General features: G+C 54.4%; 22 protein-coding genes and 1 pseudogene. 20 read left to right on the top strand and 3 right to left on the bottom strand.

The window, feature by feature from the left end:
• Positions 1-10: 10 nt before the first annotated feature.
• Positions 11-1,042 carry an FtsH protease activity modulator HflK gene (gene hflK / locus ACO6S1_RS01395; RefSeq protein ID WP_422346269.1) on the bottom strand — a complete coding sequence of 344 codons (1,032 nt, stop codon included), beginning with the start codon at positions 1,040-1,042 and terminating at the stop codon, positions 11-13.
• Positions 1,043-1,173: 131 nt separating this feature from the next.
• Between hflK and ACO6S1_RS01390 the strand changes: the two genes are divergently transcribed.
• The 13 genes from ACO6S1_RS01390 (at position 1,174) to ACO6S1_RS01330 (ending at position 12,714) form a co-directional block, all read left to right on the top strand.
• Positions 1,174-2,136, top strand: a complete 963-nt coding sequence (locus tag ACO6S1_RS01390) for an Mrp/NBP35 family ATP-binding protein (RefSeq protein ID WP_422344579.1) — start codon at positions 1,174-1,176, stop codon at positions 2,134-2,136.
• Positions 2,137-2,165: 29 nt separating this feature from the next.
• Positions 2,166-2,603, top strand: coding sequence for a CoA-binding protein (locus ACO6S1_RS01385; protein WP_422344578.1), 438 nt, complete (start codon positions 2,166-2,168; stop codon positions 2,601-2,603).
• Positions 2,590-4,893, top strand: a complete 2,304-nt coding sequence (locus tag ACO6S1_RS01380; RefSeq protein WP_422344577.1) for a molybdopterin cofactor-binding domain-containing protein — start codon at positions 2,590-2,592, stop codon at positions 4,891-4,893. The genes ACO6S1_RS01385 and ACO6S1_RS01380 overlap by 14 nt, the downstream gene beginning before the upstream one ends.
• A 2-nt stretch (positions 4,894-4,895) precedes the next feature.
• The gene (gene hemH, locus ACO6S1_RS01375; protein ID WP_422344576.1) at positions 4,896-5,906 is read left to right on the top strand and encodes a ferrochelatase; all 1,011 of its coding nucleotides are present in this window, start codon (positions 4,896-4,898) and stop codon (positions 5,904-5,906) included.
• Complete coding sequence (locus ACO6S1_RS01370) at positions 5,897-6,160, top strand: ribbon-helix-helix domain-containing protein (RefSeq protein ID WP_422344575.1); 264 nt, start codon at positions 5,897-5,899, stop codon at positions 6,158-6,160. Before hemH ends, ACO6S1_RS01370 begins: the two co-directional genes overlap by 10 nt.
• A gap of 9 nt (positions 6,161-6,169) precedes the next feature.
• The gene (gene crcB / locus ACO6S1_RS01365; protein WP_422344574.1) at positions 6,170-6,547 is read left to right on the top strand and encodes a fluoride efflux transporter CrcB; all 378 of its coding nucleotides are present in this window, start codon (positions 6,170-6,172) and stop codon (positions 6,545-6,547) included.
• The gene (locus ACO6S1_RS01360; protein WP_422344573.1) at positions 6,544-7,827 is read left to right on the top strand and encodes an RluA family pseudouridine synthase; all 1,284 of its coding nucleotides are present in this window, start codon (positions 6,544-6,546) and stop codon (positions 7,825-7,827) included. Before crcB ends, ACO6S1_RS01360 begins: the two co-directional genes overlap by 4 nt.
• Positions 7,827-8,462, top strand: a complete 636-nt coding sequence (locus ACO6S1_RS01355) for an FMN-binding negative transcriptional regulator (protein ID WP_422344572.1) — start codon at positions 7,827-7,829, stop codon at positions 8,460-8,462. The genes ACO6S1_RS01360 and ACO6S1_RS01355 overlap by 1 nt, the downstream gene beginning before the upstream one ends.
• Positions 8,459-9,112 carry an HAD-IA family hydrolase gene (locus ACO6S1_RS01350; protein ID WP_422344571.1) on the top strand — a complete coding sequence of 218 codons (654 nt, stop codon included), beginning with the start codon at positions 8,459-8,461 and terminating at the stop codon, positions 9,110-9,112. The genes ACO6S1_RS01355 and ACO6S1_RS01350 overlap by 4 nt, the downstream gene beginning before the upstream one ends.
• Positions 9,109-9,414, top strand: coding sequence for a hypothetical protein (locus ACO6S1_RS01345; protein ID WP_422344570.1), 306 nt, complete (start codon positions 9,109-9,111; stop codon positions 9,412-9,414). The genes ACO6S1_RS01350 and ACO6S1_RS01345 overlap by 4 nt, the downstream gene beginning before the upstream one ends.
• Complete coding sequence (locus ACO6S1_RS01340) at positions 9,398-10,096, top strand: ATP12 family chaperone protein (protein ID WP_422344569.1); 699 nt, start codon at positions 9,398-9,400, stop codon at positions 10,094-10,096. Before ACO6S1_RS01345 ends, ACO6S1_RS01340 begins: the two co-directional genes overlap by 17 nt.
• A gap of 56 nt (positions 10,097-10,152) precedes the next feature.
• Entirely contained in the window at positions 10,153-11,610 is a 1,458-nt protein-coding gene (locus ACO6S1_RS01335) for an AMP nucleosidase (protein WP_422344568.1), read from the top strand.
• Positions 11,611-12,090: 480 nt separating this feature from the next.
• A complete protein-coding gene (locus ACO6S1_RS01330; RefSeq protein ID WP_422346268.1) occupies positions 12,091-12,714 on the top strand; it encodes an OmpW/AlkL family protein in 624 nt (207 codons plus the stop codon).
• A 294-nt stretch (positions 12,715-13,008) separates the two neighbouring features.
• On the opposite strand, the gene ACO6S1_RS01325 is transcribed toward ACO6S1_RS01330, so the two are convergent.
• Positions 13,009-14,004 carry a TPR domain-containing protein gene (locus tag ACO6S1_RS01325; protein WP_422344567.1) on the bottom strand — a complete coding sequence of 332 codons (996 nt, stop codon included), beginning with the start codon at positions 14,002-14,004 and terminating at the stop codon, positions 13,009-13,011.
• A 320-nt stretch (positions 14,005-14,324) separates the two neighbouring features.
• Here ACO6S1_RS01325 and ACO6S1_RS01320 point away from each other — a divergent pair, with 320 nt between their 5' ends.
• The 7 genes and pseudogenes from ACO6S1_RS01320 to ACO6S1_RS01290 all read left to right on the top strand — a co-directional run bounded on the left by ACO6S1_RS01320 (position 14,325) and on the right by ACO6S1_RS01290 (position 24,402).
• Positions 14,325-16,727 carry a cyclic nucleotide-binding domain-containing protein gene (locus tag ACO6S1_RS01320; protein WP_422346267.1) on the top strand — a complete coding sequence of 801 codons (2,403 nt, stop codon included), beginning with the start codon at positions 14,325-14,327 and terminating at the stop codon, positions 16,725-16,727.
• Positions 16,727-17,608, top strand: a complete 882-nt coding sequence (locus ACO6S1_RS01315) for a hypothetical protein (protein ID WP_422344566.1) — start codon at positions 16,727-16,729, stop codon at positions 17,606-17,608. Before ACO6S1_RS01320 ends, ACO6S1_RS01315 begins: the two co-directional genes overlap by 1 nt.
• A gap of 15 nt (positions 17,609-17,623) precedes the next feature.
• Entirely contained in the window at positions 17,624-19,492 is a 1,869-nt protein-coding gene (locus ACO6S1_RS01310; protein ID WP_422344565.1) for a cytochrome c3 family protein, read from the top strand.
• A gap of 54 nt (positions 19,493-19,546) precedes the next feature.
• Positions 19,547-20,395: a phosphodiesterase gene (locus tag ACO6S1_RS01305; protein WP_422344564.1), complete on the top strand. Its 849-nt coding sequence runs from the start codon at positions 19,547-19,549 to the stop codon at positions 20,393-20,395.
• A 596-nt stretch (positions 20,396-20,991) separates the two neighbouring features.
• Positions 20,992-21,105: pseudogene (locus ACO6S1_RS01300) on the top strand (PEPxxWA-CTERM sorting domain-containing protein); the annotation flags it as partial.
• Positions 21,106-21,227: 122 nt separating this feature from the next.
• Positions 21,228-21,965 carry an enoyl-CoA hydratase/isomerase family protein gene (locus ACO6S1_RS01295; protein WP_422344563.1) on the top strand — a complete coding sequence of 246 codons (738 nt, stop codon included), beginning with the start codon at positions 21,228-21,230 and terminating at the stop codon, positions 21,963-21,965.
• 184 nt (positions 21,966-22,149) lie between these two features.
• Positions 22,150-24,402 (top strand): M3 family metallopeptidase, encoded by a 2,253-nt coding sequence (locus tag ACO6S1_RS01290; protein ID WP_422344562.1) that lies wholly within the window; start codon positions 22,150-22,152, stop codon positions 24,400-24,402.
• Positions 24,403-24,473: 71 nt separating this feature from the next.
• Here ACO6S1_RS01290 and ACO6S1_RS01285 read toward each other — a convergent pair whose 3' ends face one another.
• Positions 24,474-25,166, bottom strand: coding sequence for an outer membrane protein (locus ACO6S1_RS01285; protein WP_422344561.1), 693 nt, complete (start codon positions 25,164-25,166; stop codon positions 24,474-24,476).
• Positions 25,167-25,426 lie beyond the last annotated feature (260 nt).

Raw genomic sequence — 25,426 nt, 5'->3', positions numbered from 1 at the left:
ATGTTACCCATTAGTTCGGCTCCGATGCTTGCGGCGCCGCAGCTTGGGCCCGTTTCTTGATTTCCGGTAGCGGCAGGTAAGGCGTGACGCCTTCTGCCTCAATAATGGTTTTATCTACTTGTGAAAGTACACGCTCCATTGTTTCATAATACATGCGTTGACGAGTAACCCGGGGAGCGAGGCGATATTCTTCGTAAACCTTGTCAAAGGCCGCCGATTCACCCTGCGCCTGGGCTGTAAGCTGCTGCGCATAGGCCCGTGCTTCGTTGAGATAGGTCTGGGCGGTTTGCTGGGCTGCGGAAACTTCCTTAAAAGCATCGTTCACTGCTGCGGGAGGATCGGCCTTCTTGATCGCAATACCGCGGATTACCACACCAGCGCCATAGCCATCGAGCAAGGCTTGCATGTTCTGTTCCACCTGTTGCTCAATTTCGGTTCGCTCTGACCCGATAGTGTCGTCGAGGGTGAAATTGGCGACTGATGCACGCATTGCAGATTCAGCAACCTCTTTGATCGTTTCTTCCTGCTCGGCAATTTGGAAAAGGAAGAGTTCAGGTGATTTGATATTCCAACGCACGGAATAGGCCAAGTCGACAATGTTCTGGTCACCCGTCAGAATCAGTTTTTCTGATTCACCGGTCGGAATGTCAATCGTCCGAATTTCTTCTACATCAAGCTTGGTAACCTGTTCAATCGGCGCAGGCAGGGTAAAATGAAGGCCGGGCTGCATTGTTCGGGAATAGGAGCCAAAGAGAGAAACAACACCGCGCTCCTGAGGACTGACACGGTGGATGCTGGTCAGTGCGACCCATAGGAGGACAAAACCGATTATCAAAATAGGCCACCAGGACCGGCCACCGGGCCGCTGAGGAATGCCGCCTTTGAAGCCGCCGCCGGTTCCTTTCTTGAATAGTTCTTCGAGCGAACTGGCGCCACCTTTGCGGCCGCCTCCAGAAGAGCCGCCCGCAGGACTGCCCCACGGATTGCGAGGACCGCCGCCCTTGCCGCCGTCGTCGCCGCCATTGCCCCAAGGGCTAGCCATGTTCAATATAGAACCCAAGAACGTTTTTTGGGACACCTGCCCATCAATTTTTTTATCCATATTGTCTTTATAGGAAGCGTCAGGTCAGAAAAACAGTGTCAATCCGATAAAAGTGCAACTATGCGAAGCAAATGACCGATATTTCTATGATTGAGGCGGCTTTGAACGAAGTTGCCAGCGGAAGATTTAGCGCGGTTCGTCTTGAAGATGGACGCGCATCCTTGGTATTGAACGTCAGCGGACTGGATGTCCGCGACCGTGGACAGATTGAAATTGCCGTTAAAAGCAAATTGCTTGCGCTCGATGGTGTTGAGAAAGTTGACATTGTGATGACCGCGGAAAAAGTTGAGCGCCGCTTGATTGCCATCGGCAGCGGCAAGGGCGGGGTCGGCAAGTCCACTCTTTCAACCAATCTTGCCATCGCTCTCAAGTCAATGGGGCATAAAGTTGGTATGGTTGACGCCGATATATACGGTCCATCCCAACCGCGCCTGCTAAACTGTGAAGGCCGCCGACCGGAAGCAGAAGGCAAGCAACTCATCCCGGTGCCGAACGAATATGACATTCCGGTGCTGTCGATGGGACATCTCGCCAAACCCGGCCAGGCTATTGCCTGGCGCGGCCCGATGGCAGGCAAGGCTCTCGAACAGCTGATTGATGCGCATTGGGGCAATACCGAGCTGTTGATCGTCGACATGCCGCCAGGCACTGGCGATGTGCAATTGTCGATGATGCAAAATCACAAGCCCGTTGGTGCGCTAATTGTATCAACGCCGCAAGATCTTGCGCTTATGGACGCGGTTCGCGCGGTGGACCTTTTTGAACAGGCCAAAATTCCGATTATCGGCATGGTTGAAAATATGGCGGGTTACATCTGTCCCCATTGCGGCGAAGTCAGCGATCCCTTCGGGTCGGGTGGCGCCGAAGCGGCGGCCAAGACTATGGGCATGGCCTTTATGGGGCGGGTGCCTCTGGATATCGAAATTCGCAAGTCGAGCGATGGTGGAACGCCACCGGCCTGTTCCGACAGCCTGCAGGGGAAAGCCTTTCATGATATTGCCAAACGGCTCGCGACATGGTTGGATGAGCGGTAAGTCGTACAGGGATAGAAGAAAGAGCCGCTATGCCTTTGGAAACCGATCAGGATATCGCCCGTCTTCTGACAGATACGCGGCGCATTGCTCTGGTTGGAGCATCCGCAAAGCCGGAACGGGCGAGCAACCGCATTCTCGAATTTCTGATTGACCAGGGCTATGTTGTTATCCCGGTTAATCCAGGATTGGCTGGGCAGACACTGCATGGTGTCGAAGTCGTATCATCACTTGAAGCGATCGACGGTCCGATCGATATGGTTGATATCTTTCGCAACTCAGCAGCAGCGGGCGGCGTGATTGATGAAGCGATAGCGGTGGGCGCCAAATCAATATGGACGCAGTTAAACGTGATCAATAGACCGGCGGCGGAACGCGCAGAAAATGCCGGACTGGATGTGGTGATGGATCGTTGCCCGAAGATAGAAATCCCGCGGCTTGGGTTATTAAAGGATAATGATGGTAGCTGATCCGGACATCAGCAGCGAAACGGAAACGGGCGAAAACAAACCAGTTGGTTTCAGCCGTCGCAACTTCCTGATTGGCGGTAGCGCCGCGGTTGGGCTGGTGGTCGCCTGGGCAATCTGGCCGCGATCCTACGAGCCCAATATTAGCGCTGCCGAGAATGAAGAGATATTTGGAGCTTACCTAAAGCTGTCCAAGGAAGGGCAGATCACGGTTGTGGTCCCGCAAAGCGAAATGGGGCAAGGCGTCTATACAATTTTGCCGCAGATATTGGCGGATGAACTGGGTGCTGATTGGCGCACCATTGCCGTTGAGCCAGCGCCGATCAACCCGCTCTATGCCAACAGTTTTCTGGCGCAGCAATGGGCAGAAACACTGCTGCCGCCGGGCGCCGGAGCATTGACTGACAAAGAGATGGCGGCCTGGCTGTCGAAGAATGTCGCTACCCGGAATGATTTTATTGTTACGGCGGATTCGGCGTCCATAGCGGCCTATGCTGGTAGCTTCCGTGAAGCTGGCGCGGCAGCACGCGTCTTGCTCAGCAAGGCCGCCGGTGAAAAATGGGATGTAGCCTGGGAATCCTGCATTGTTGAAAATGGTTTTGTTTCCAATGGCGATAAAAAACTGCGCTTTGGGGAACTGGTGGCTGACGCTCTGAAACAGGAATTGCCTGATCCAATTCCGTTGCGATCCAGTCCAGTCAACAATCTGGTCGGGCAAGATGTTCCCCGCCTTGACATGCCGGCGAAGCTTGACGGTTCTGCGAATTTTGCTGGTGATGTCAGATTGCCAGACCTTGTCTACGCCTCACTGCGGCAAGGACCGATTGGCGCAACCCGCTTGAAATCGTTCAATCGAGAGGGGGCGAGCAAGATTACTGGTCTTGTCGATGTAGTCGAGCATGACAAATGGATCGCCGCGGTCGCAACCAACTGGTGGGCAGCCAATCAAGCGCTCGATAAGATGAGCCCAATGTTCGAAACAACCGGTCTGTTACCCGATAGTGATACAATTGATGCTACTCTCGAAAAAGCGCTCGAAGACGGCGCTGGCAAAAGGCTCGCGAGCCGCGGAGAGACGGAGCCTGCCTTTGACGAGCATACGAATATCCGTTCCATTTATCGGGTTGAAGCCGCATTGCATGCACCTATTGAAACCCGCACCGCAACTGCCGATTTTCGAGATGGCCGATTGGAATTGTGGCTGGCAACGCAGGCACCTGCGGCAGCAGTAAAAGCGGCCGCTGATGCTGCAGAAATCAGCACGGACAATGTAACTCTCTATCAGATGTTGGCCGGTGGATCTTTCGGGCGAAATCTCGACAGCAAAATCGCCGCCCAAGTCGCTTTTATTGCCAAGAAAATGGCACGGCCGGTGCAGCTCATATGGTCGCGAGCCGAAGAAATGATGCATGATCATTATCGTCCACCAGCCGCCGCCCGGCTTGATGCCGCGACTGACAAGGCAGGCCGTATACAGGCATTGCAAATAAAGGTTGCGGCGCCAGCTACGGCGAGAGAACAAAGCAAACGAGTTGTTCAGGGGATGAACGAAATTAAAGCTATGCAGGCATCGATTGACGAAGCCGATAGCAAAGCCGTTGAAGGCGCTGATGTCATTTACAACATCGCCAATTTTTCGCTCGACCATCATCCGGCTTATATTGGCGCGCCTACGGGGAACTGGCGTAGCAATGCGCACAGCTATAATGCTTTTTTTGTTGAATCGTTTATCGACGAACTCGCTGCCAAAGCGAAAATCGAACCCCTGTCTTACCGCATGCAGATGATGTCGGGGCGACCGCGTCTGGCACGTTGCTTGACAGGTGTTGCCGCGATGGCAGGGTGGGATGGCGGTCTTGATGGCAGTGGCCAGGGATTGGCTTGCCATTCCATGCGCGGTGGCCATATCGCCGTAATTGTCCGCGCCAATCGCGGCGACAGCGGCCTTCGCGTGAGGCGCATTTCCGCGACCGTCGATGTGGGAAGGATCATTCATCCAGACATTGCCCGGCAACAGATCGAAGGCGGTATTATCTATGGTCTCGCTATGGCATTGGGCGCAGCCACACGTTTTCACAAGGGCTTGCCCCTCGCACGCCGGCTGAGTGATTTGTCTTTGCCGCGTCTTGCGGAAATCCCGCCGATACAAATTGAATTTATTCGCAGCGAAGAAGATCCTGTCGGCGTTGAGGAGATTGGCGTACCAGCTGTTGCTCCCGCCATTGCCAATGCTCTTTTTTCTGCAACGGGACTTCGGTTCCGCCAACTGCCATTATTCTCAGAGGCTTCTTGAAAATGCAGACCCTTGACCATTTACCAGCCGGGCATCCACCGGTAAAAACCGGAAAAATCGGCGTGCTTCTGGTAAATCTCGGGACACCTGATGCCCCGGAGAAAAAGGCGGTGAAGCGCTATCTGAAACAATTTCTTTCGGATAAGCGAGTGGTCGAAATTCCCGATATCATCTGGCAGCCCATATTGCGCGGAATCATATTGAACACACGCCCGAAAAAATCGGCCCATGCCTATAGTCTGGTGTGGACTGATGAAGGTTCCCCGCTGGCTGTCTATACGCGGCGCCAAGCCGAGGCACTGGCAGGTAAATATGGCGACCAAGTCCAGGTCGATTGGGCGATGCGATATGGCAATCCCAGCATAGGGAGTAAAATGGAGGCTCTGAAAGACGCAGGTTGCGAACGGATTCTCGTGGCGCCGCTTTACCCTCAATATAGCGGTGCAACGACTGCCAGCGTGCATGATGCAGTTTTTGATGCGGTAAAATCGATGCGTTGGCACCCCGCGATCCGTGTTTTACCTCCATATCATGATGATACCGATTATATCGGCGCGTTAAAAACGACTGTAGAGGCTGGCCTTGCCGGACTGGACTTTGAACCGGACGCAGTGATTGCCAGCTTTCACGGCATGCCGAAAAGAACGTTGGAATTGGGCGACCCCTATCATTGCCATTGTCAAAAAACTGCGCGTTTGCTTTCCGAAGCAATGGGACGGGAACTTACAATTGCTTTTCAGTCACGCTTCGGTCCGGCCAAATGGCTGGAGCCCGCCACTGACCTTACGCTTGAGAAACTGGCTGAGGAAGGCAAGACAAAGGTCGCGATATTTGCGCCCGGTTTTTCCAGCGATTGTCTGGAAACCTGCGAGGAGCTGGCAATAAGGGGCAAGGAAGATTTTGAAAATGCAGGCGGCGAGCGTTTTGCCTATATCCCATGTTTGAATGACAGCGAGGTCGGTATCAATCTTCTTGATGGTCTGGTGCGCCGGGAACTGGCCGGATGGATCTAGACACGGACGATATTTTCCATCCACCATTGAAGCGCAGTATCACGATTGCAGGGCATCAGACATCGATCACTCTGGAGCCTTTATTTTGGGATATGTTGAGAGATGCAGCGGAGAAACGAAACCTGCCTATCAATGCTTTGGTCGCGCAAATTGACGTTCATCGGCTGGATGCCGAGGAACCACCGGGGCTGGCAACGGCGATCCGCTTGTGGTTGACGCATGATCTGCTTGGAAAATCCGCCCAAGCCGACTAAGGCAGCGTCATGAACGCAACCCTTCTTGTCATGGCGGGCGGCGCAGTGGGCGCGGCAGCGCGTTATAATCTGGGACGGCTGGTTTTCCATTGGGGCGGAACAGATCTGCCTTATGGCACTTTGATCGCCAATATATTGGGTGGTTTACTAATGGGTGTGCTGGCCGGTGTGCTGGCGCGCAGTGATATTTTCGATGAGCCGTGGCGGTTGCTGCTCGGCGTCGGTTTGCTGGGTGGTTTTACGACCTTCTCGGCTTTTAGTTTGGAAGTTTTGAATATGATTGAGCGCGGAAATTGGGGCATAGCACTTGGCTATGCATTGCTATCCGTCATTGGTTCGGTCCTCGCACTATTTGCGGGCCTGGTGGCGGTAAGAGCAATAGCATGACCGGTTTTGATCCCACTGCCGAAAGCGGCTCCGAAGAGGAAAAGCCGCAAGGTCAGGGCAAGCTCAAGGAACAAAAGCAGGCGCTGAAGGTGCTTGATGTGCGGCAGTTTACCGTGTCGGCCGACGATGATGATATCCGGCTCGATCGATGGTTTAAGCGCCATATGGAAGATGTGCCGTTTAACGTCGTATCGCGCTGGTCGAGAACTGGTCAATTGCGGTTGGATGGCAAGCGGGTCAGTCCGGGCGACCGGGTCAATGAAGGGCAGGTTATTCGCGTCCCGCCGGCAGAAATAGAGCGACCGGGCCGCGTTGCGAAACCGCGGACCGATCTGTCGCAAGATCAGATTGATTTTGTGCAGGAACTTGTGATCCACAAAGACAAATCGGCCATTGTGGTCAACAAGCCACCGGGTTTGGCAACACAGGGCGGCAGCAAGACGACCACCCATCTGGACGGGCTGCTCGACGCGCTGACTTATGACGCAAAAAGCAGACCCAAGTTGGTGCACCGGCTGGACAAGGATACTAGCGGCGTTATCCTTTTGGCACGGTCACCGGGTGCCGCTTCCTTTTTCTCCAAACGGTTTTCAGGCCGGACGGCACGAAAAGTCTATTGGGCGCTGGTCATGGGTGTGCCCGAAATCGCCGATGGTATGATTGATTTGCCGCTGTCCAAGCAACCGGGCTCTGGCGGTGAAAAAATGCATGTCGACGAGGAAAACGGGCAAGCCGCAAAATCGCGCTACCGGATCATCGAACGCGCGGGCAACCGCGCGTGCTGGGTTGAATTGCAGCCGTTTACCGGGCGCACCCACCAGCTTCGTGTGCACATGGCGGCCATTGGTCATCCGATCTTGGGAGACGGTAAATATGGCGGTAAAGAAGCCTTTCTGACCGGCTCGATCAGCCGGAAGATGCATCTGCATGCCCGCCGACTGAAAATTGAGCATCCAGATGGACATAATCTGGACGTCAAAGCCGAACTCCCTACACATTTTGCTGAAACAATTGAGGGATTAGGTCTTGACCTGAGCCTGGGCGATTTGCCTCTGGAAGAAAAGAAACCGGGTGGGAAGGCGGTACGCAAGAAACAGGGCCGCGCTCATGCCAAACAAATCCGCAAAGACAAGCGCGGCGAACGCCGCGGGCGTGGAGAGAATGAAGGCAAGCCGACGAAAGCCGGCAAGCCAACCAAGCGCGAGCGGCCCAATGCCGGAAAAGCAACGCACAAGAAAAACATGCCGCACAAAGCCAAAGTCAAACAAAAGAGCCGTTAATGCATCCCGATCCCGCGTTCCGATGGCCCAAGTCGGGCAATGACCATAATGATGCCGATGAGCGTGCCGCGCTGGAGGCGTTGATTGCCCAAATCGGATTTGGCATGATTTTCGCGACTACATCTGATGGTCCTCGTGTTGCACATGTGCCGGTTTTTTCCACCGGAGACGGCGCTTTGCAATTCCATCTGTCCCGGGGCAGTGCACTGACCAAAAGCTTGGTAGGTTTGACAGCGCTTTGTGTACTTAATGGACCGGAGGCCTATATCAGCCCTGACTGGTATGGGATCGACGATCAGGTTCCGACATGGAACTATCTGTCGCTCGAACTGGAAGGTCCTGTTCGCGAAATGGAACGCGAAGGGCTGATTGCCTTGCTGGATGACCTTGCCGAGCAGAATGAAGCCAAGCTGGCGCCGAAAACACCATGGCATCGTGACAAGATGGATGCGGGTAAGTTTGACAAGATGGTTGATGCCATCGTCGGTTTCGAAATGGAGATCATGGCATGGCGACCCACGGCGAAATTCAGTCAGAACAAGCCCGCTGTAGCCCGTGATAATGCCGCCGATGCGCTCGATGCTATCGGGCGGCGAGCTGTGGCGCATATGATGCGGGAGTTTGCACCTAAATGAACAAGCTTGCCCTGTTCGATTGCGATGGCACGATGGTCGATAGCCAAGCCAATATTTGTGCCTCAATGGATCAGGCTTTTGCTGCGCACGGTCTTGCTCCGCCCGATCATCACAAGACACGGCGCATCGTCGGTCTCAGTCTTCAGGAAGCCGTGCGCCAGCTGTTACCCGATGGGGAAGATGCACTGGTCGCTGCCGTGACCCAATCTTACCGCGATGGTTTTTTTGCAATGCGGGAGCAGGGTGCGGTACAGGAACCGCTTTATGATGGTCTGATCGGATTAATCGACCGGCTAGAAAGTGACGGCTGGGTGCTTGGCGTTGCCACCGGAAAGTCTGATCGCGGACTGAATCATGTTCTGGAAGCCCACGGATTGACAGGCCGGTTTGTGACATTGCAGACCGCCGACCGTCATCCGTCCAAGCCGCATCCGGCAATGGTAGAACTGGCGATACTGGAAGCCGGTGCCGCTGTGGAAACAACCGTCATGATTGGTGACACGACCTTCGACATGGAAATGGGTGTTAATGCCAGTGTCCGCCCGATTGGAGTCGACTGGGGTTACCATGATAGCCACGAGTTGCTAAGCGCGGGTGCGCATGTCGTCGCTGCAACCATGGATGAATTATACGAGACTCTCAATCAATGACCCAGCAACCCGAAAAATCTGACGACCCCATTTATGTTGCCGATCCGGAAAAGGAAAAGCAGGCCAAGTCGCTGCATTTCATGGTCAGTATCATCCGGTTGCTGGGCATCGCGATATTGATGTTGGGCATTGCGATTGCACTAGGGCGGCTCGCCAATATTCCGGCGGCGGTGGGTTATGTGCTGGTCATAATCGGCCTTGTGCAGACCTGGGTCGCACCAATCATGATGGTGCGATCATTCGTGAAGCGACAGGTGGCGGAGGAAGCTGACAAAGAAGCGTCCGATGAAAAGATTTTATAAGCGGGCTGCCAGCAGCGCCGCAGACAATGGTTTTGCGATCCATCTCGATGGGCGCCCGATCAAAACCCCCGCCCGTAACCCGTTCAATTTGCCGACCCGGCAGCTGGCTGAAGCGATAGCTGCGGAATGGACGGCGCAAGGCGAAGAGATTGATCCCGCCACCATGCCGCTGACCGCTTTGGCACAGGGTGCGCTGGATCAAGTTGCCCATGAACGGGATCGGATTGTCGGGCGCATTGCCGCCTTTTCCGACAGCGATATGCTCTACTATCGCGGTGACGACAGCCAACAGGCGCTGGCCGATCATCAGGCCGAACAGTGGGATCCGCTGCTCGACTGGGCGCGTCAGCGCTATGATGTCAGCTTCACTTTAACCCGCGGGATCATGCATCAGTCCCAGTCAGAGCAAACAATCACGCGTCTGTCCGAAGTGGTTGAAACGCAAGACGACTTCACCCTTGCTGCGATGCTATCACTGGTTGGTCTTGCCGGGTCGCTGGTCGCTGTGCTGGCGCTGGTTGAAGGGGCCTATGATGCCGATACGCTCTGGCCGTTGGTGAATCTGGAGGAATTGTGGCAGGAGCAGCAATGGGGAGTCGATGATCTAGCGGTAGAAACCCGCGCGATCAAGCAGGCCGAATTTCGCGCGGCCGTGCAATTTCTTGATCTGTCCCGTACTTAGCTTTTCCCTTTTGGCGCTTTTTCCGCTACAGGCCTGTAACTGTAAACGGAGACTACATGACAACTACTTCCCCACGCCAGCCTTTGGCGCTATGTGACAGCCCGGCAGAGGCCGTCGCTCTTCTCGAAAAACTCTACCAAGAACAAATTGATCTGATAACCGAACGTTTTGGCCGCTATGCCAAAGGCGATCTATCTGATGGCGACCGCGAACAAGGCGTTTATCCGATGATTTCGGTTGAAATCCCGGCCGATCAGGCGACCGAGACCAGCAATCTGGCATCGGGCCGAATTTCCGATATCAACTGTTACAGCACCACAATCAGTCAACCAAAACTCTATCGCCGTTATCTGCTTGACCAGCTGGAGCGGATCAACCGCATCTTTACCGCGAAAATCCATGTCGGCTTGTCCAGCACCCCCATTCCACTGGCATTTGCGATTGAAAATGCCGCTGGCGGGTTGGACCGGGATCGCAAGGATGCGCTGCCCAATCATTTCCACACACCCAATCTGGTCAAGACCAATGATGAAATTGTCGATGGCGGCCAGATTTTTCAGGATGATGTCGATAGCGCTTTGTCGCTCTTCACCGCCGAACGGGTGGACTATTCGCTGCACCGTATCCGCCACTATTGCGCGACTGATCCGGAATATTTCCAGCCTTTTATTCTGTTCACCAACTACCAGCGCTATGTCGATGAGTTTATCGAATTTGGTTTGGAAGAAGTGAAGTCCGGTAAAGCGGAAATGCTGGTTGAACCGGGTAACCGGATCACCGGTGCGGATGGCAAACCATCTTGTCCACCGATTGCAAAGCCGCCGCAAATGCCGGCCTATCATCTGGTCCGCAAAGATGGCAGCCCCGGCGTTACGCTGGTCAATATGGGCGTTGGTCCTTCCAATGCGAAAACGATTACGGATCACCTGGCTGTCTTGCGACCGCATGTCTGGCTGATGATCGGTCACTGCGGAGCGTTGCGCCGGACGCAGCGGCTGGGCGACTATGTTCTTGCGCATGCCTATCTGCGCGACGACAATGTCCTCGATGACGTGTTGCCGCCCAGCATCCCGCTGCCAACCATTGCCGAAGTGCAACTCGCGTTGACCAAGGCGGTGCAGGAGGAAACCGGCATTGACCAGTCACAGCTTAAACAACATCTGCGCACCGGCACCGTGGTGACCACCGGAGACCGTAACTGGGAATTGCGCTTTGAGCAGATCGCCAAGCGCCTCAACCAGTCCCGTGCTATTGCCATTGATATGGAATCGGCAACCGTGGCGGCCAATGGCTATCGCTACCGGGTGCCCTACGGGACGTTGCTCTGTGCTTCGGACAAGCCGTTGCATGGCGAGATTAAACTGCCGGGGATGGCTGATGCTTTCTATCAGGAGCGCGTTGGTCAGCATCTCGCGATCGGATTGCGGACAATCGATCTGCTGGCGAAAGAGGCAGATGCGGGGACATTGCATAGCCGGAAATTGCGGAGTTTTGGCGAGCCTCTGTTTCGGTAGGGCACAACCTTCCTCTCCCTCAGGGGAGAGGAATAATCCGCTAAATTCCACTGAAGTTCACAAAGTGCACAGGGTCCTTTGGGCTTGTCATCTTGTGCCACCAAACTTCAAAGTTCACACAAATCACACAGCATCGCGTTTCACGCTGCACGTGGCGAAGTTGACAAAGTGGACACAGTCCTTTTGGGCATTTTTCGCCGTGCAAGAAAATGGCAAAGTTCACACAAGTCTCACCCCCTCATGCGGATTGTGAGGATCTATTCAATTGTCAAAGAGCCAGCGGCGACGATGCCACAAACGGCTGTGTGTAGGACAGATAAAAAACGCAAATCATACGCCATTGACCCAGATCAAACATATTGTTGCGCTGGATCAATGCGACCCCTTCTTGCCCTGCCTAACCCCATTGGGAACCAAGTAAGAAGGATGTTTCCAATGTACAGAAGGACAAAGTTTCTCGCCCTAGCAGCGGTATCGGCCATGGCGATTACGTCTACGCCGGCTTTTGCCGAGCAGGGCGACATATTGCTCCGCGCCCGGGTCATCAATGTGATGCCGAGCGAGGAAAGCAGTTCGATCCTGCCCGCCTTTCCCGGAGAGCAAGTCAGTGTTGATAACAGCCCCGCACCGGAATTCGATATCACCTATATGGCGACCGACAATATCGGGTTCGAGCTGATTGCGGCGACGACCAAGCATAGCGCGAGCGGTGTCACCGGAACCACCGGCAGCATCGGCCGCCTCGCCAAGACATGGGTGCTTCCACCGACCCTGACGGCGCAATATCACTTTGCCCCCGATGCGGCGATCCGCCCCTATATTGGGGCCGGAATCAACTACACGATTTTCTACAATGAAAAAGCGACCCGGGATCTGGAGGCGGCGGTCGGTGACACGAATGTCAACCTGAAAGACAGCTTCGGCTACGCGCTGCAAGCGGGGATGGATATTCCGATCAACGACCGGATATTCCTGAATTTCGACGTCAAATATCTCGATGTTGACACCACGGCTACGCTGCGCACCACCGATGCCGGAACGCAGCGGGTGAAGATCAATCTCGATCCGATCGTGGTCGGCGTTGGACTAGGAATCAAGCTATAGGAATGAACTGGAACTTATAGCTTTTGGGGGAGGTCACGCGAGGACGCAAAGCCGCCAAGACGGGACAACTTGGCCGCTTTGGGTCTTTGCGTGATTATTTTTTCGTCATACTGAATTAAGTTCAGCATGACGGATCGTTTTGACAGTTTCGTCCTGCCTGTCATCAGCCACCTCGTCATTCCAAACTTGATTTGGAATCCAGAGCGAGCTGACACTGACTATGTCTTTCCAAAACGGTTCAGGCGAGAACCAAACATGCGTGACCCTAATGCAATGCTCTGACAGCCGCTGAAGTTAACCCCCAATTCCCAAAGCCATCGCTGCTTCCCTGATCCGCTTCGCCTCAGCGCCGTCATTTTTAAACGCAGCCAGCCCATCGGCCATTGCCTTTTTCGCCTTGGCGGTCTGACCCAGTTGTTGGCGGCTGCGCATCAACATGATCCAGCCATTGGCGTCATTGGGATTGGATTGCAGTCTTTTGTCGAGGCCATCCACCATGTTGGCGATCATCGCTTCCTGTTGGCCAGCGGGCAGGGCGGCGGCGGCTTGCATCTGCTCTCGGCTCGGGCCCGGAATGGCAGCGGTCGCCACTTGCGGGCCGTCAGTGGATATACCACCGGTCGGTGCGGAGGGCGAGATTTTCGCGAGGCGCGCAGCCACGTCGATATTTTCCTTTTCGGCAACCTGTCCGATCACGCGGCGGATGTCTTCGGCATAGGGTGCATCGGCTGGCGTGTCTTCGAGCAGCGCGAACCAGTCGTTGATCGCGCCTTGATGATCGCCGGAAATGTCCTTTTGTACGGCGAGAAAATAGCGCGCGCGGGGATCACTTTTATCCAGTGCGAGTGCCTTTTTGAAGGCATCGGCTGCATCCGGGGGCACTTGCTGTCCGTCGCTGGACATCACCAGCGCTTCGCCAAGCATCGACCAATATTCCGGATTTTTCGGATCGAGCGTTGTCGCGCGTTTCATCGCTGTCGCGGATTCGGCAAATTTCTGCGTCTCGAAATAGCTCCAGCCCAGCATGCGCCAGCTTTCGGCATCTTCGGGATCTTCCTGCAGCTTCTTCTCCAGGCCGGCGATGACCTCATTGACGCTGGGCGCTTGTTCCGTCTCGCCAGCGGCAAGTCCTGCATCGGAACTGCCAACCGCGTTGTCGCTATCCATGCCACGATAAACCTGAACGCCGACCGCGCCAATTGCTAGTACAGCCGCAGATATCAGCGCTATACGGCTAATATTGCTTCCGGACTTCCCGGACGGTGTAACGGTTTTTTCTGGTTCGCTCATTGCAAAGTTTTTCCTCAACTGGTGCGACCCGGATGATCCACTAGTTTGTCGTGAACCGCAATGGTTTGACAAGTATTTATTGTACAAAACAATTTGAGACCAAAGCGGATTAGACTGTGATATTTTCCACTGGCATCTCAAAAGCATTTTGGTAAGGTGCTGGTAAGTGAAGTCTTTTGGGGTCGCGCTTAAGCCAGAAAGATTACTGCATTGGCCTGTTAAAACGCATGAGGGAGCGTTGGGTCGACACGGTAAAAGGGGGAAGATAGCGCGTGGCTGACAAGTTTCGAGTAGTGATCGTAGGATCCGGGCCTGCAGGCATGAGTGCCGCTGGGCGGGCCGCGCAGTTGAAGCTAAAACATGTGCTGCTGGAAAAGACCGATCATCTGTCGGACACCATCTATAAATATCAAAAAGGCAAGCATGTCATGGCGACGCCGAGTCAGCTGGTGCTGCGCTCGGATATGGATTTTGACGCGGGCAAGCGCGAGGCGATCCTGGGCACCTGGGACAAGCAGACCGAAGTGTGCGGCGTCAATGTCCAGTTTAATGCGGAGCCGGTGAAGATTGAAGGGGAAGAGGGCAACTTCACCATCACCCTGAAAAACGGCGATAAAGTGTTGGCCGAGACGATCGTTATGGCCATCGGTACGCAAGGCAACCCCAATCTGATGCGCTGCCCCGGTGGTGACAACAAGCTGGTGCAGTATCAGCTGGATGATCCCGGTGAATATTTTGACGAGCATATTACGGTCATCGGTTCCGGCGATGCGGGGATAGAAAATGCGCTCGGTCTGGCGGCAGATGCGGCGCAGAATAATATTGTTACGATTCTAAACCGTTCGGCCGAATTTGCCCGGGCGAAGAAAGCCAATGTGAAGCTGCTGATGGAAGCCGGCGAGCAGGGCAAGGTGATGATCCGCAACGAGACGACGCCAGCCGAAGTCAAGGATGGTGAGCTGGTTCTCGAAACGCGTGATGGGCAGGAAACGATTCCCTGCGACCGCATCATAGCGCGCATGGGATCTGCCCCGCCACGCAAATTTGTCGAAGAATGCGGGATAGAATTTACCAGCGAAGATCGCGAGGCCTACCCCAAGCTGACCCCCGCTTTTGAAAGCACGAAGAAGGGCATTTATGTCATCGGCGCTCTGGCGGGCTATCCGCTGATCAAGCACTGCATGAACCAGGGCTATGATGTCATTGAATTTATCAACGGCAACACTGACCTCAAACCTGCTGATGAGCCCATTCTCGAGAAGAAATTTGCTGGCCTGCCGGGTGGCAAGTCGGTCGATGAGTGGCTCGAATTTTTCCGCGAGAAAGTGACCATCCTCAACGATCTGTCGCCGTTGCAGATGCGCGAGTTTATGCTCGATAGCGAGGCACGCGCCTATCGCCGCGATGAGGTCGTGTTTGAGCGTAATGATCCCGGATCATCGCTGTTCACTATTGCGCAGGGCTCGGTGCTGGTCGAGGTTGATCCGAACGACAGCTCCAAAGTCATTCCGATTGAAGAAGGCTCGATCTTTGGCGAAGTCGGGTTGATCTCCGGCCGTCGTCGGGGCGCTACGGTCAGGGCAGCTGAAGATATGATCGTGATTGAAGTGTCGCGCACGGCGGCGCTGAAATTGCAGGCCTCTGTCCCTGCCGCCAAGCGCGCAATCACCCGGATATCGACCGAACGGCAATTGCTGCAGATGTTCGGTTCCGGCTTGACCAAGGAAGATATAGCAGAAGCAGTAGAGACGAGCGAGATCGTCAACGTTCGCGCCGGCGAGACGATTATCAACGAAGGCGATGACGGTAATGACATTTTTGTCATCCGCGTCGGATCGATGGTTGTCGAGAAAGAAATTGGCGGAAAGCCGGTGTTCCTCTCCTATCTCCCAGCCGGTTCCTATGTCGGCGAAATGACCCTGATTGCTGGCGGTATGCGCACGGCGACGGTCAAGGCGGCGATCAAGTCGGAAGTCATCAAGATACAGGGCGATGCGTTCAAGAAAGTTCTCGACGCCCATCCCGATCTGCTTCGCCGGGCCAAAAAGGATATGGCCGCACGGCAAGATATCAACGCATTTGTCGAAGCCAAGAAAGACAGTTTCTCGGGGGTTGTCGACATGTATTCCGGGGTTGCCAATTTCCTCGTCGACAATGGCATTGGCGAGGCGACCGATGTGTTGCTGATCGATGAAAACCTTTGTGTCGGTTGCGACAATTGCGAGAAAGCCTGCGCCGACAGCCATGAGGGCCTTTCCCGTCTTGATCGCGAAGCCGGGCGTACCTATGCGCATTTGCACGTTCCGACCAGCTGCCGTCATTGCGAGCATCCGCATTGCATGTCCGACTGTCCACCTGACGCGATCCACCGCGGTCCCGATGGCGAAGTGTTTATCGATGACACCTGTATCGGCTGCGGCAATTGCCAGCGCTACTGCCCTTACGGTGTGATCCGCATGGACAAGGTGCCGCCCAAGAAGCCGGGGATTCTCAACTGGTTGCTCTTTGGCTTTGGTCCCGGCCCGGGTGAACCGGACAAGAATTGGGTTGCTGAAAACAGTGATCCAGCGGTCGAGAAGCCCAAAAAAGCGATTAAGTGCGATATGTGCGCCGGCATAAAAGGCGGTCCGGCCTGCGTTCGCGCTTGTCCGACCGGTGCCGCGATCCGTGTTGCTCCAGAGGAATTCCTCACCGTCGCCAAGCTTGAGCAGGAGGACGCATAATGGCCTCTGTTCCTGTTCCCGGCGGCGGCGCGAAAAAGAAAGTCGCCATGCATGACGGCTTTCTGAAGCATGCCGGTTATAAATGGCTGAAAATAGCATCCTTCATCATGCTGATATCCATTGTCAGCTATCTTTTTATCGACGTCTCCCCCCGCCACAATGGCGGGAGCTGGTATGGCTATACGCTGGGGACCATTGGTGCCGGGCTGATCCTGTGGCTGACAATGCTCGGTGTGCGCAAACGTGCGATGACGGCGGGCAAATGGTCGCTCAAGGCATGGACCTCAGCGCATATCTATCTCGGTCTCAGCCTGATTGTTATCGGCACCTTGCATACCGGATTCCAGTTTGGCTGGAACATCCATACGGCTGCCTATGCCTTCATGATGATCGTGATCATTTCGGGCATTGTCGGTATCTATTTCTACGCAACCATTCCGCAGGCGCTGTCCAATAACCGCGACGAGATGACCGAGACGCAGATGCTGGAAAGCCTGCGCTCGCTCGATCGGCAATTGCATGAAGCGGCACAACCGCTGTCGGCGGAACATGCCGCTCTGGTGCTGCAATCGCTGGAACAGGATCCCTTTGGCGGCGGTTTCCTGAAACGGGTGTCCGGAAAATATCCCAATTGCGCTACCCGCGCTGCGCAGGCTGATTTGCGGCGAGAACGCGCTTATCAGCCTCGCATGGGGGGTGATGATCCGCTCGATAAAGTCGATGCATTGCTCGAAAAGAAAGAGGCAACGCTCGCCCGCGTGCGCCGTCATCTCCGATTGAAGGCCTTGCTGCAGGTCTGGTTGTTCATCCATGTGCCCATGACTTTCGCCCTGATCGCGTCGCTATCGGCGCATATCATCAGCGTTTTCTTTTACTGGTAGGCGGGAGATAGACCCATGACATTTATCGTTCGTCAAATTGCCGTAACCGCCGATGGCCGCGAGATTATTCGCGCCAATCCGTTTGCCGAGCCCCAAATCGGGGTTGGCCGTAACGCCCAGAACGCCATTCATTTACCCGATCTTGCCGTCAATCCAGACCATGCCGTCATTCGGCAACTGGACGACGGGCGGATAGAGATTGAGAGCGTTTCCGGCCAGAAATTCTCGGTCGATGGCCGCGATAAGATGACGGCGACGATTGATCCCGCCAAAGGCGCAGAGATTGGTTTTGGCGGTCATGTCATTTCGGTCAGCCATGACGAAGAAGGCGTTATCCTTACCGTCAAACGTGTCGAGGCTTTGTCTGATTCCGCGGAAGACCGGGAAGAAGGCGCGCTTTATACATTAAAGGGCCTATTGCCCGGCAAACGCATAAGCGCATGGAGCTTTATCGGACTGGTGCTGGCCGCTTTCCTGATCTGGCCGATTTATACCTGGGCGACCTATAGAGGCGTTGAGGAACGGCCGGATGGCTTCCATGCCGATACGATGTGGTCGTCGGGCAAGCTGAGCGAGGCGCATCACAGTCTGGAGGGCGATTGTCAGGCTTGTCATGTTGATGCCTTTGTGACCGTCACCGACAAGACCTGCCTGACCTGCCATGAAGATGACGCGCACGATCATGCCGATAAAGACCGTTTGCTCACCGCTGTCGGAGAACCGGAAGGTTTTGAAAAAGTCGGAGCGGCATTTGCCTCTGCTTTCAACAAACCGCCGGGCCGGTGTGTCGAATGTCACACCGAGCATGAAGGCGAGGGTGCTATGCAGCCTACAGCGCAACAATTCTGCGCGGATTGTCACGAGGGAATGGACGGGCGTTTGACCGATACGAAGCTAGAAAATGCATCAGATTTCGGAACGTCGCATCCGCAGTTCCGTCCTGCGCTGTTGATCCAGCCCGGCGGCAAAAACCCCCCTCGCAAGCGGGTTTCGCTCGATGAAAAGCCAACCGAAGATAACGGTCTGAAATTCCCGCATGACATTCACATGTCGAAAACCGGCGGTGTTGCGCAAATGGGTCGGCGGTTGTCGGCAAAATTTGGTTTTGGCGATTCGCTCGCCTGCGCGGATTGTCATACGCCCGATTCCAATGGTGTACGTTTTGAGCCCGTCGATATGAAAGAAGATTGCAGCATGTGCCACAGTCTTGCCTTCGAAGAAATTGGCAACACAGTGCGGACACTGCGGCATGGCGAACCGGATATGGTGCGCGCAGACTTGCGGGCATATTATCGTTCAACCGGTCCTTCGCGGCCGATTAATCTGGGCGGCATGAAGCGTCGCCGTCCTGGCGCAGAAAATGATAACCGTGTCGCCAGCGACTATGCGCGCGCCGTTCAATTCCGTCCAAGCCGCTCCAATCTTGCCATCCAGCAGGTTTTTTCCCGTGGCGGTGCCTGCTATGATTGTCACGGCGTGACGCCGCCAACTGCGCGCGGCAGAGTGGATTATGGCATCAAGCCGGTAACCCAGACCGACCGTTACATGCACAAAGGCTGGTTTAGCCATGAAGCGCACAAGCAAGAGGATTGCACTTCATGTCATGCTGCGACGACGTCTGACAATGCGCGTGACCTTTTGTTACCCGGCATCAAGACCTGCCGTGAATGTCATGGCGGTGAATTCCAGAAATCGTCCGATGTGCCGTCGACATGCGCCATGTGTCATGATTATCATGCCGATGATGGCGCGCCTTGGTTGATCAAGGAGCAGCAAAAGGACAAGCGCAAAAAGCCCGATAGCGTTGCGAATGATAACGACGCGTTGAAGCCATCGGACAAGCTGAAAGTAAAAGTACGAAAGCAGAAAATTGCCAGTCGCTAGATGCGACTATTGGATGACTGTCGCTAGATGCGGCGTAAAAGAGAGGAAGCGCCCATGATCTTGGCGCAGGTAACGGATATTCATCTGGGTTTCGACCCGGATAATCCATCGGAATTTAATCGCAAGCGCCTCGATCAGGCGCTGAAGGTCTTGTGCGAAATGACGCCGCAACCCGATGTGCTCCTTGCCACTGGCGATCTCGTCGATCGCGGTGACCAAGACAGTTATATGCGACTGGAAGAGGCTTTCGCTGATTTACCTTTTCCCGTCTATATGTGCCTCGGCAATCATGATTTGCGCGCACCTTTCCATAAGCAATTCCCTGATGTTCCGATGGCAGACGGTTTTGTTCAATATGAGATTGACGACGGGCCGCTGCGCCTGCTGTTTCTTGATACGCTCGAAGAGGGGCGTCATGGCGGTGCATTCTGTGATGTCAGGGCAAAATGGCTGGCCGACCGATTAGCTGAAAAGCAGGACAAGCCGACATTACTGATATTGCACCATCCGCCGGTGGAATCGGGAATTGCCTGGATGAACACGGACCCCCGCGAACCCTGGGTCTCAACCTTGGCTGATACTATTGCCGGCCATGACCAGATCAAGGGCATGATTACCGGCCATTTGCATCGCAATATTTCGACCTCGTTCGAAGGAACCAGCCTGTCCATCTGTGCCTCCACGGCGCCGCAGGTGGCGTTTGATCTGGAACCGATTGACCCGGAAAATCCCGACGGGCGCAACATGATCGTGGCCGACCCGCCCGCCATTGCGCTGCACTGGTGGAACGGCAAGCAACTGGTCAGCCATTTCGAGACGGCCGAAGAGCATGTAATGCTGGCGCGCTATGACGAGAATTTGCAGCCGCTGGTGCGGGCGTTGTTGGCGGAGCGGCCGGAATAGTTATTCTTTTGGTCAATATTGTCCCAAATCTGCACATTTATGAATTGCGGACAATTCAATTTGCTCAGCCATGGAAATTCTGTTAATAATTTCTTAGGGTTCGCAATATTTTGGGGGGCAAAGTCCCGCTGCAATTCAAACAGGAATTTTTAATGAAGAAATTTGTTTTAGCTGCAACGGGGGCATCCCTTCTTGCTTTGTCAAGCAATGCGAGTGCCGCCGAAATGGTTTTCCTTTGGGATTATCAATCACCCACATTGACTGGTATTACTTTTCAAGACGGGGCTGAGGTGCAGAACATAGCTGTTGGCGCCGACTATATGGGGAACTACGGCTTGTTCAATAACCAGTCGTTGCTTGCAGACCTGGACTTGGCTTTCAATATATTTGATGGCGGTGGGAATCTATTGCACACATGGTCGGTAACAGGCGCGGCGGGCGACACGCTCTTTAGCACGCCGTTTCTGAATGGCGAGCTTGGCCCATTGCAACCACTGGCCGGCGGCATTGATTTCATCGCTGATGGAACAATCCAGACGGTAGGCGGATTTTCAACTGCTGATGACAACTATACTTTGCAGTTCAGAACAAATGCCATAGCTGCAGTACCAGAGCCAGCAACATGGGCGTTCATGATCTTTGGCTTTGGTGCCATCGGCGGTGCAATGCGTCGCCAACGTAAGGCGAACGTTAAAGTCAGCTACGCCTGAACGTATAAAATAAGTTATCACAAAGCCCTGCCAGAGCGATCTGGCGGGGCTTTTTGTTTGGCTTCTGTGCACATGTTGGCACATAGTCGGATTGATATTATTCATGATGACGGAGATTGGATGTGACAGAGCTGGTGCTGCGCGAAGACAAGGACGGACTAGCAATCTTGACGTTGAATCGGCCCGACAAGTTGAACAGCTTGACGGTCGGCCTGTTCAAGCAATTGCGCCAGCATATCTCTGACATCCGCCGTGATGAGACAATTGGTTGTGTCATCCTGCGCGGTGCCGGGAAATGCTTTTCCGCTGGTCATGACCTCAATGATATTTCCGAAGGCGAAGATGTGCCCTCGCGCGGCTGGCATTCCGAAACCCTGCGGATGATGGAAAAATTGCCGCAGCCGGTTATCGCGGCCGTCCATAGCCATTGCTATACCGGCGCGCTGGAAGTGGCATTGGCCGCCGACTTCATCGTGGCCGCGGACAATGCCAAATTTGGCGATACCCATGCAAAATGGGCGCTGACCCCGGTCTGGGGGATGAGCCAGCGGCTGCCGCGACGGGTTGGGGTAGCGACGGCCAAAAAACTGATGTTCACCTGTGAGACGGTGCTGGCGGATGAGGCGCTGCGGATCGGGCTTGCCGAACAGGTGTTCCCGATAGCGGAATTTGAGGCTGCAACCGAAGCGCTAGCGCGGTCGATTCTGGTCAATTCCTCTTTTTCTCATGCGGCGAACAAACGGCTGCTGGAGGCGACAGATGCCGACCCGTTGGACGCTGGCCTGCAATGGGAAGTTATGGAAAATGAAGGCGTTGGTCCGGACATGCAGGACCGTATAAATGCGTTCATGAAGAAATAGGGCCCGATGTCTGCCAGCCGCGTCGTTCATCGACGGCTAAGCGCCGTTCGTCTAAAACATGATTTCAAACGCAACCTTTTTGCCTTTGGTGCGCGGTTATTGTAACGGGGTATCAAGCGCAAGACAGCGTAGAGCTTTGTGTCCTGAACAGGGGACATACTTCTTATTTTTCGGAGAGACATATATGCGATTTTCAATTTCCAGCCGCAAATTTTTTCTGGGCGTATCAACCGCCGCCTTGCTAGGTTTTAGCGGCAGTCCGGCACTGGCCGATCATCACGGCAAGAAGATGACGACCGCAGAACTCAATAAGATGAGCGCGAACGGAAATAGCGGCATGAAGAAAACGTCTGACGCATCTGAAAATAGCATCCTGCAAGAATGGACCGGCCCCTATGACGGCGTGCCGCCATGGGATGAAGTCAAGGTTTCAGACTTTCCTGGCGCATTCCAGGCGCTGATGGACGATGGCAAGAAGGAGGCTGATGCCATCCTGTCCAACCCAGAACCAGCGACATTTGATAATTTCATGGTGCCATGGGAGCTCGCCGGTTCCAAGGCCAACGAAGTATTTGCATTATGGGGTGTCCATGCGAGCAACCTGTCCAACGAAGAGGTTCGCAAGATCCAGGGCGAGTGGCTGCCAAAAATCTCAGCCTTCTACAACGAGATCCAGCTTGATCCACGTTTGTTCACGAAGACCAAGGAGGTCTATGACAATCTGGAAAATTCCGGCCTGAATGCCCAACAAAAGCGGCTGGTGACACGCCAGTATGAATCACTAGTCCGCAATGGCGCTGAACTGGAAGGCGAGGAAAAGCAGGAGCTGATCCGCCTCAACACAGAATTGTCCAAAGCCTTTAACGAATTTTCGAACAAGGTGCTGGCGGATGAAGAAACCTATATCTACCTGACCGACGAAGCGGAACTGGCCGGGTTGCCCGACAGCTTCATCGCCTCTATCCGCGCCGCAGCCGAAGCGCAGGAAAAGGAAGGTTGGGCGCTCAAGAATACCCGTTCGGTGATGCAGCCCTTCCTGCAAAATTCAACCCGCCGCGACCTTCGCGAAAAGGTCTATATGGCCTATATTAATCGTGGCGATAATGGCGATGCGAACGATACCAATATGACGATCGCCAAAATCCTGAAACTGCGGGCGGACCGGGCCAAACTGCTAGGCTTTGAAAGTCACGCCCATTACCGCATGGCTGACACCATGGCGAAAGATCCGGATACGGCGATGGATCTGATGATGCAGGTCTGGCCAGCCGCGGTTGCCCGGGTTGGGGAAGAAGTCGCTGACATGCAGGAAGTGGCGGATGCCGAAGGCGCAGGAATCACCATCGAGCCGTGGGACTATCGCTTCTATGCAGAGAAGGTCCGCAAGGCGAAATATGATCTCGATGAAGCCGAGATCAAACCTTATTTCAAACTCGACAATATGGTCGACGCGATGTTCGAAATGGCGAACAAGCTCTACGGCATGACCTTCACCGAGAATACCGGCACAGTGCCAGTGTTCGAGCCAGAGGTTCGCACATTCGAAGTGAAGCGTGGCGAAAAGGTCATCGGGGTATTCTATCTCGACAATTTCGCGCGGGAGGGTAAACGCTCCGGTGCCTGGATGACGACCTATCGCAGCCAATATGAGCTGGGCGGCGAGAACCGTTACATCTTTGCCTCGAACAACAATAATTTCGTTCCTGGCGGCGACGGCAAGCCGACGCTGATCAGTCTTGATGATGCGACCACGCTGTTCCATGAATTTGGTCATGCGCTGCATTATTTCAACTATGATATCACCTATCCGGGCTTTGGCGGCACACCGCGCGATTTCGTCGAATATCCCAGTCAGGTGCATGAGAACTGGCTGCTGACGCGCCATATTCTCGACAATTATGCGAAGCATGTCGAAACCGGCGAGCCAATGCCTCAAGAGCTGGTCGACAAGATTGAAAAGTCGAAAACCTTCAATGAAGGCTTTTCAACGGTAGAATATCTCTCCAGCGCGATTGTTGACATGAAACTGCACAACCGCGCCGAGCCGGTCACGGACCCGGATGCGTTTGAGCGCGAGACGCTGACCGAAATTGGCATGCCGCGTGAGATTGTCATGCGCCACCGTCTGCCGCAGTTTAATCACCTGTTCTCATCCGATGCCTATTCGGCCGGCTATTACAGCTATCTCTGGTCAGAGACGATGGATGCGGATACCTGGGCGGCGTTTGAAGAAGCGGGCGATGTTTGGAATAAAGATACGGCGGAACGCTTCCGTTCAATCATTCTGGCGACCGGCAATGAAACCGACCGCAAGGATGCCTATCGCCAGTTCCGCGGCCGTGATCCGGAGGTGAAGTATATCCTCAAGAAGCGCGGTTTCCCGGTTCCTGGTGAGACTGCCAGCGCAGGTAGCGGAGAAACAGCCGGCAACGACTAAGCCTGTTCGAAAAACAAAAAAGGCGCGCTATCCGTGGGGTTAGCGCGCCTTTTCTTATATGTCGCTATTGCTTAAAAGCGAATGCCGACGCCTGCGACAACCTGGTGCCGATCAAGATCGATACCAATTTCGCTGTTATCGTTGAACAGCTCATCATCGAATTTCAGGCTGCTATAGTTGGAATAACGGTATTCCAGTTTCACATAGCCAGGGCCGATAAGCTGTTCGATGCCAGCGCCGATGCGGAAGCCATCTATCGTCTGGCTATCATCAAACTCAAAATCGAAGCCATCGTCCTGGATCTGATCCTGGAAACGGGATTCCACGCTGGTATTGGTGTAACCACCTTTTGCGTAGAGCAACGTGCGGGGAGCCACCTGGGCACCGATACGGGCGCCGAGATAGATGTCCCGTTTCACATTGATCCGGTAACCAAAGGGCGCAGCGATGTCCTCGTCGGTTTCCTGTTTACCGGTCGAATCCATAAATTCGCCTTCGACGCCCAGAACAAAGGATCCCAGATCGAAATCATAGCCGACCGCTGCACCATAGGCGAAGCCATCGACGGATTGATCTAGGTCGTTATCCTCGAAAATGCCGTCGTCATCGGTATCAATGTCAACGTCGCTGCCGGAGCGAAGCTGGTCATAGCCACCGAGTATTTCGATCCGCGGACCGGAAAAGGGGGATTTTTCCTGAGCCTGGGCGACCGCGGGAAGCATGACGCTGCTCGCGAGGAGAGTGAGTATTAAGGGGGATTTCATAACTAACTCCAATTTTACTATTCAAACTAATCTGCGATAAAAAGCCGCAGATATTACTCTGTTCATTCTTTGAACAACCGCCCGATGCTCGAATTTAGCTGAACGGCAGATGACAGTTGCCCGCTGTTCGTCGCAAATCTAAACAAATGTAAATTCGGCGCAAAGCTGTTGCTTTTTTGCCATATCTAGCAGTGCCTGTTCGTGTTTTTGCGATGCCGCGCCGCAATAATGCGGCCTTGACCGATCTGCCATCTGCTGAC

Source organism: Parasphingorhabdus sp. (assembly GCF_965233695.1).
Classification (GTDB): Bacteria; Pseudomonadota; Alphaproteobacteria; order Sphingomonadales; family Sphingomonadaceae; genus Parasphingorhabdus.
The sequence above is the reverse complement of the archived record's forward strand: the minus strand, read 5'-3'. Positions and strand labels throughout refer to the sequence as shown.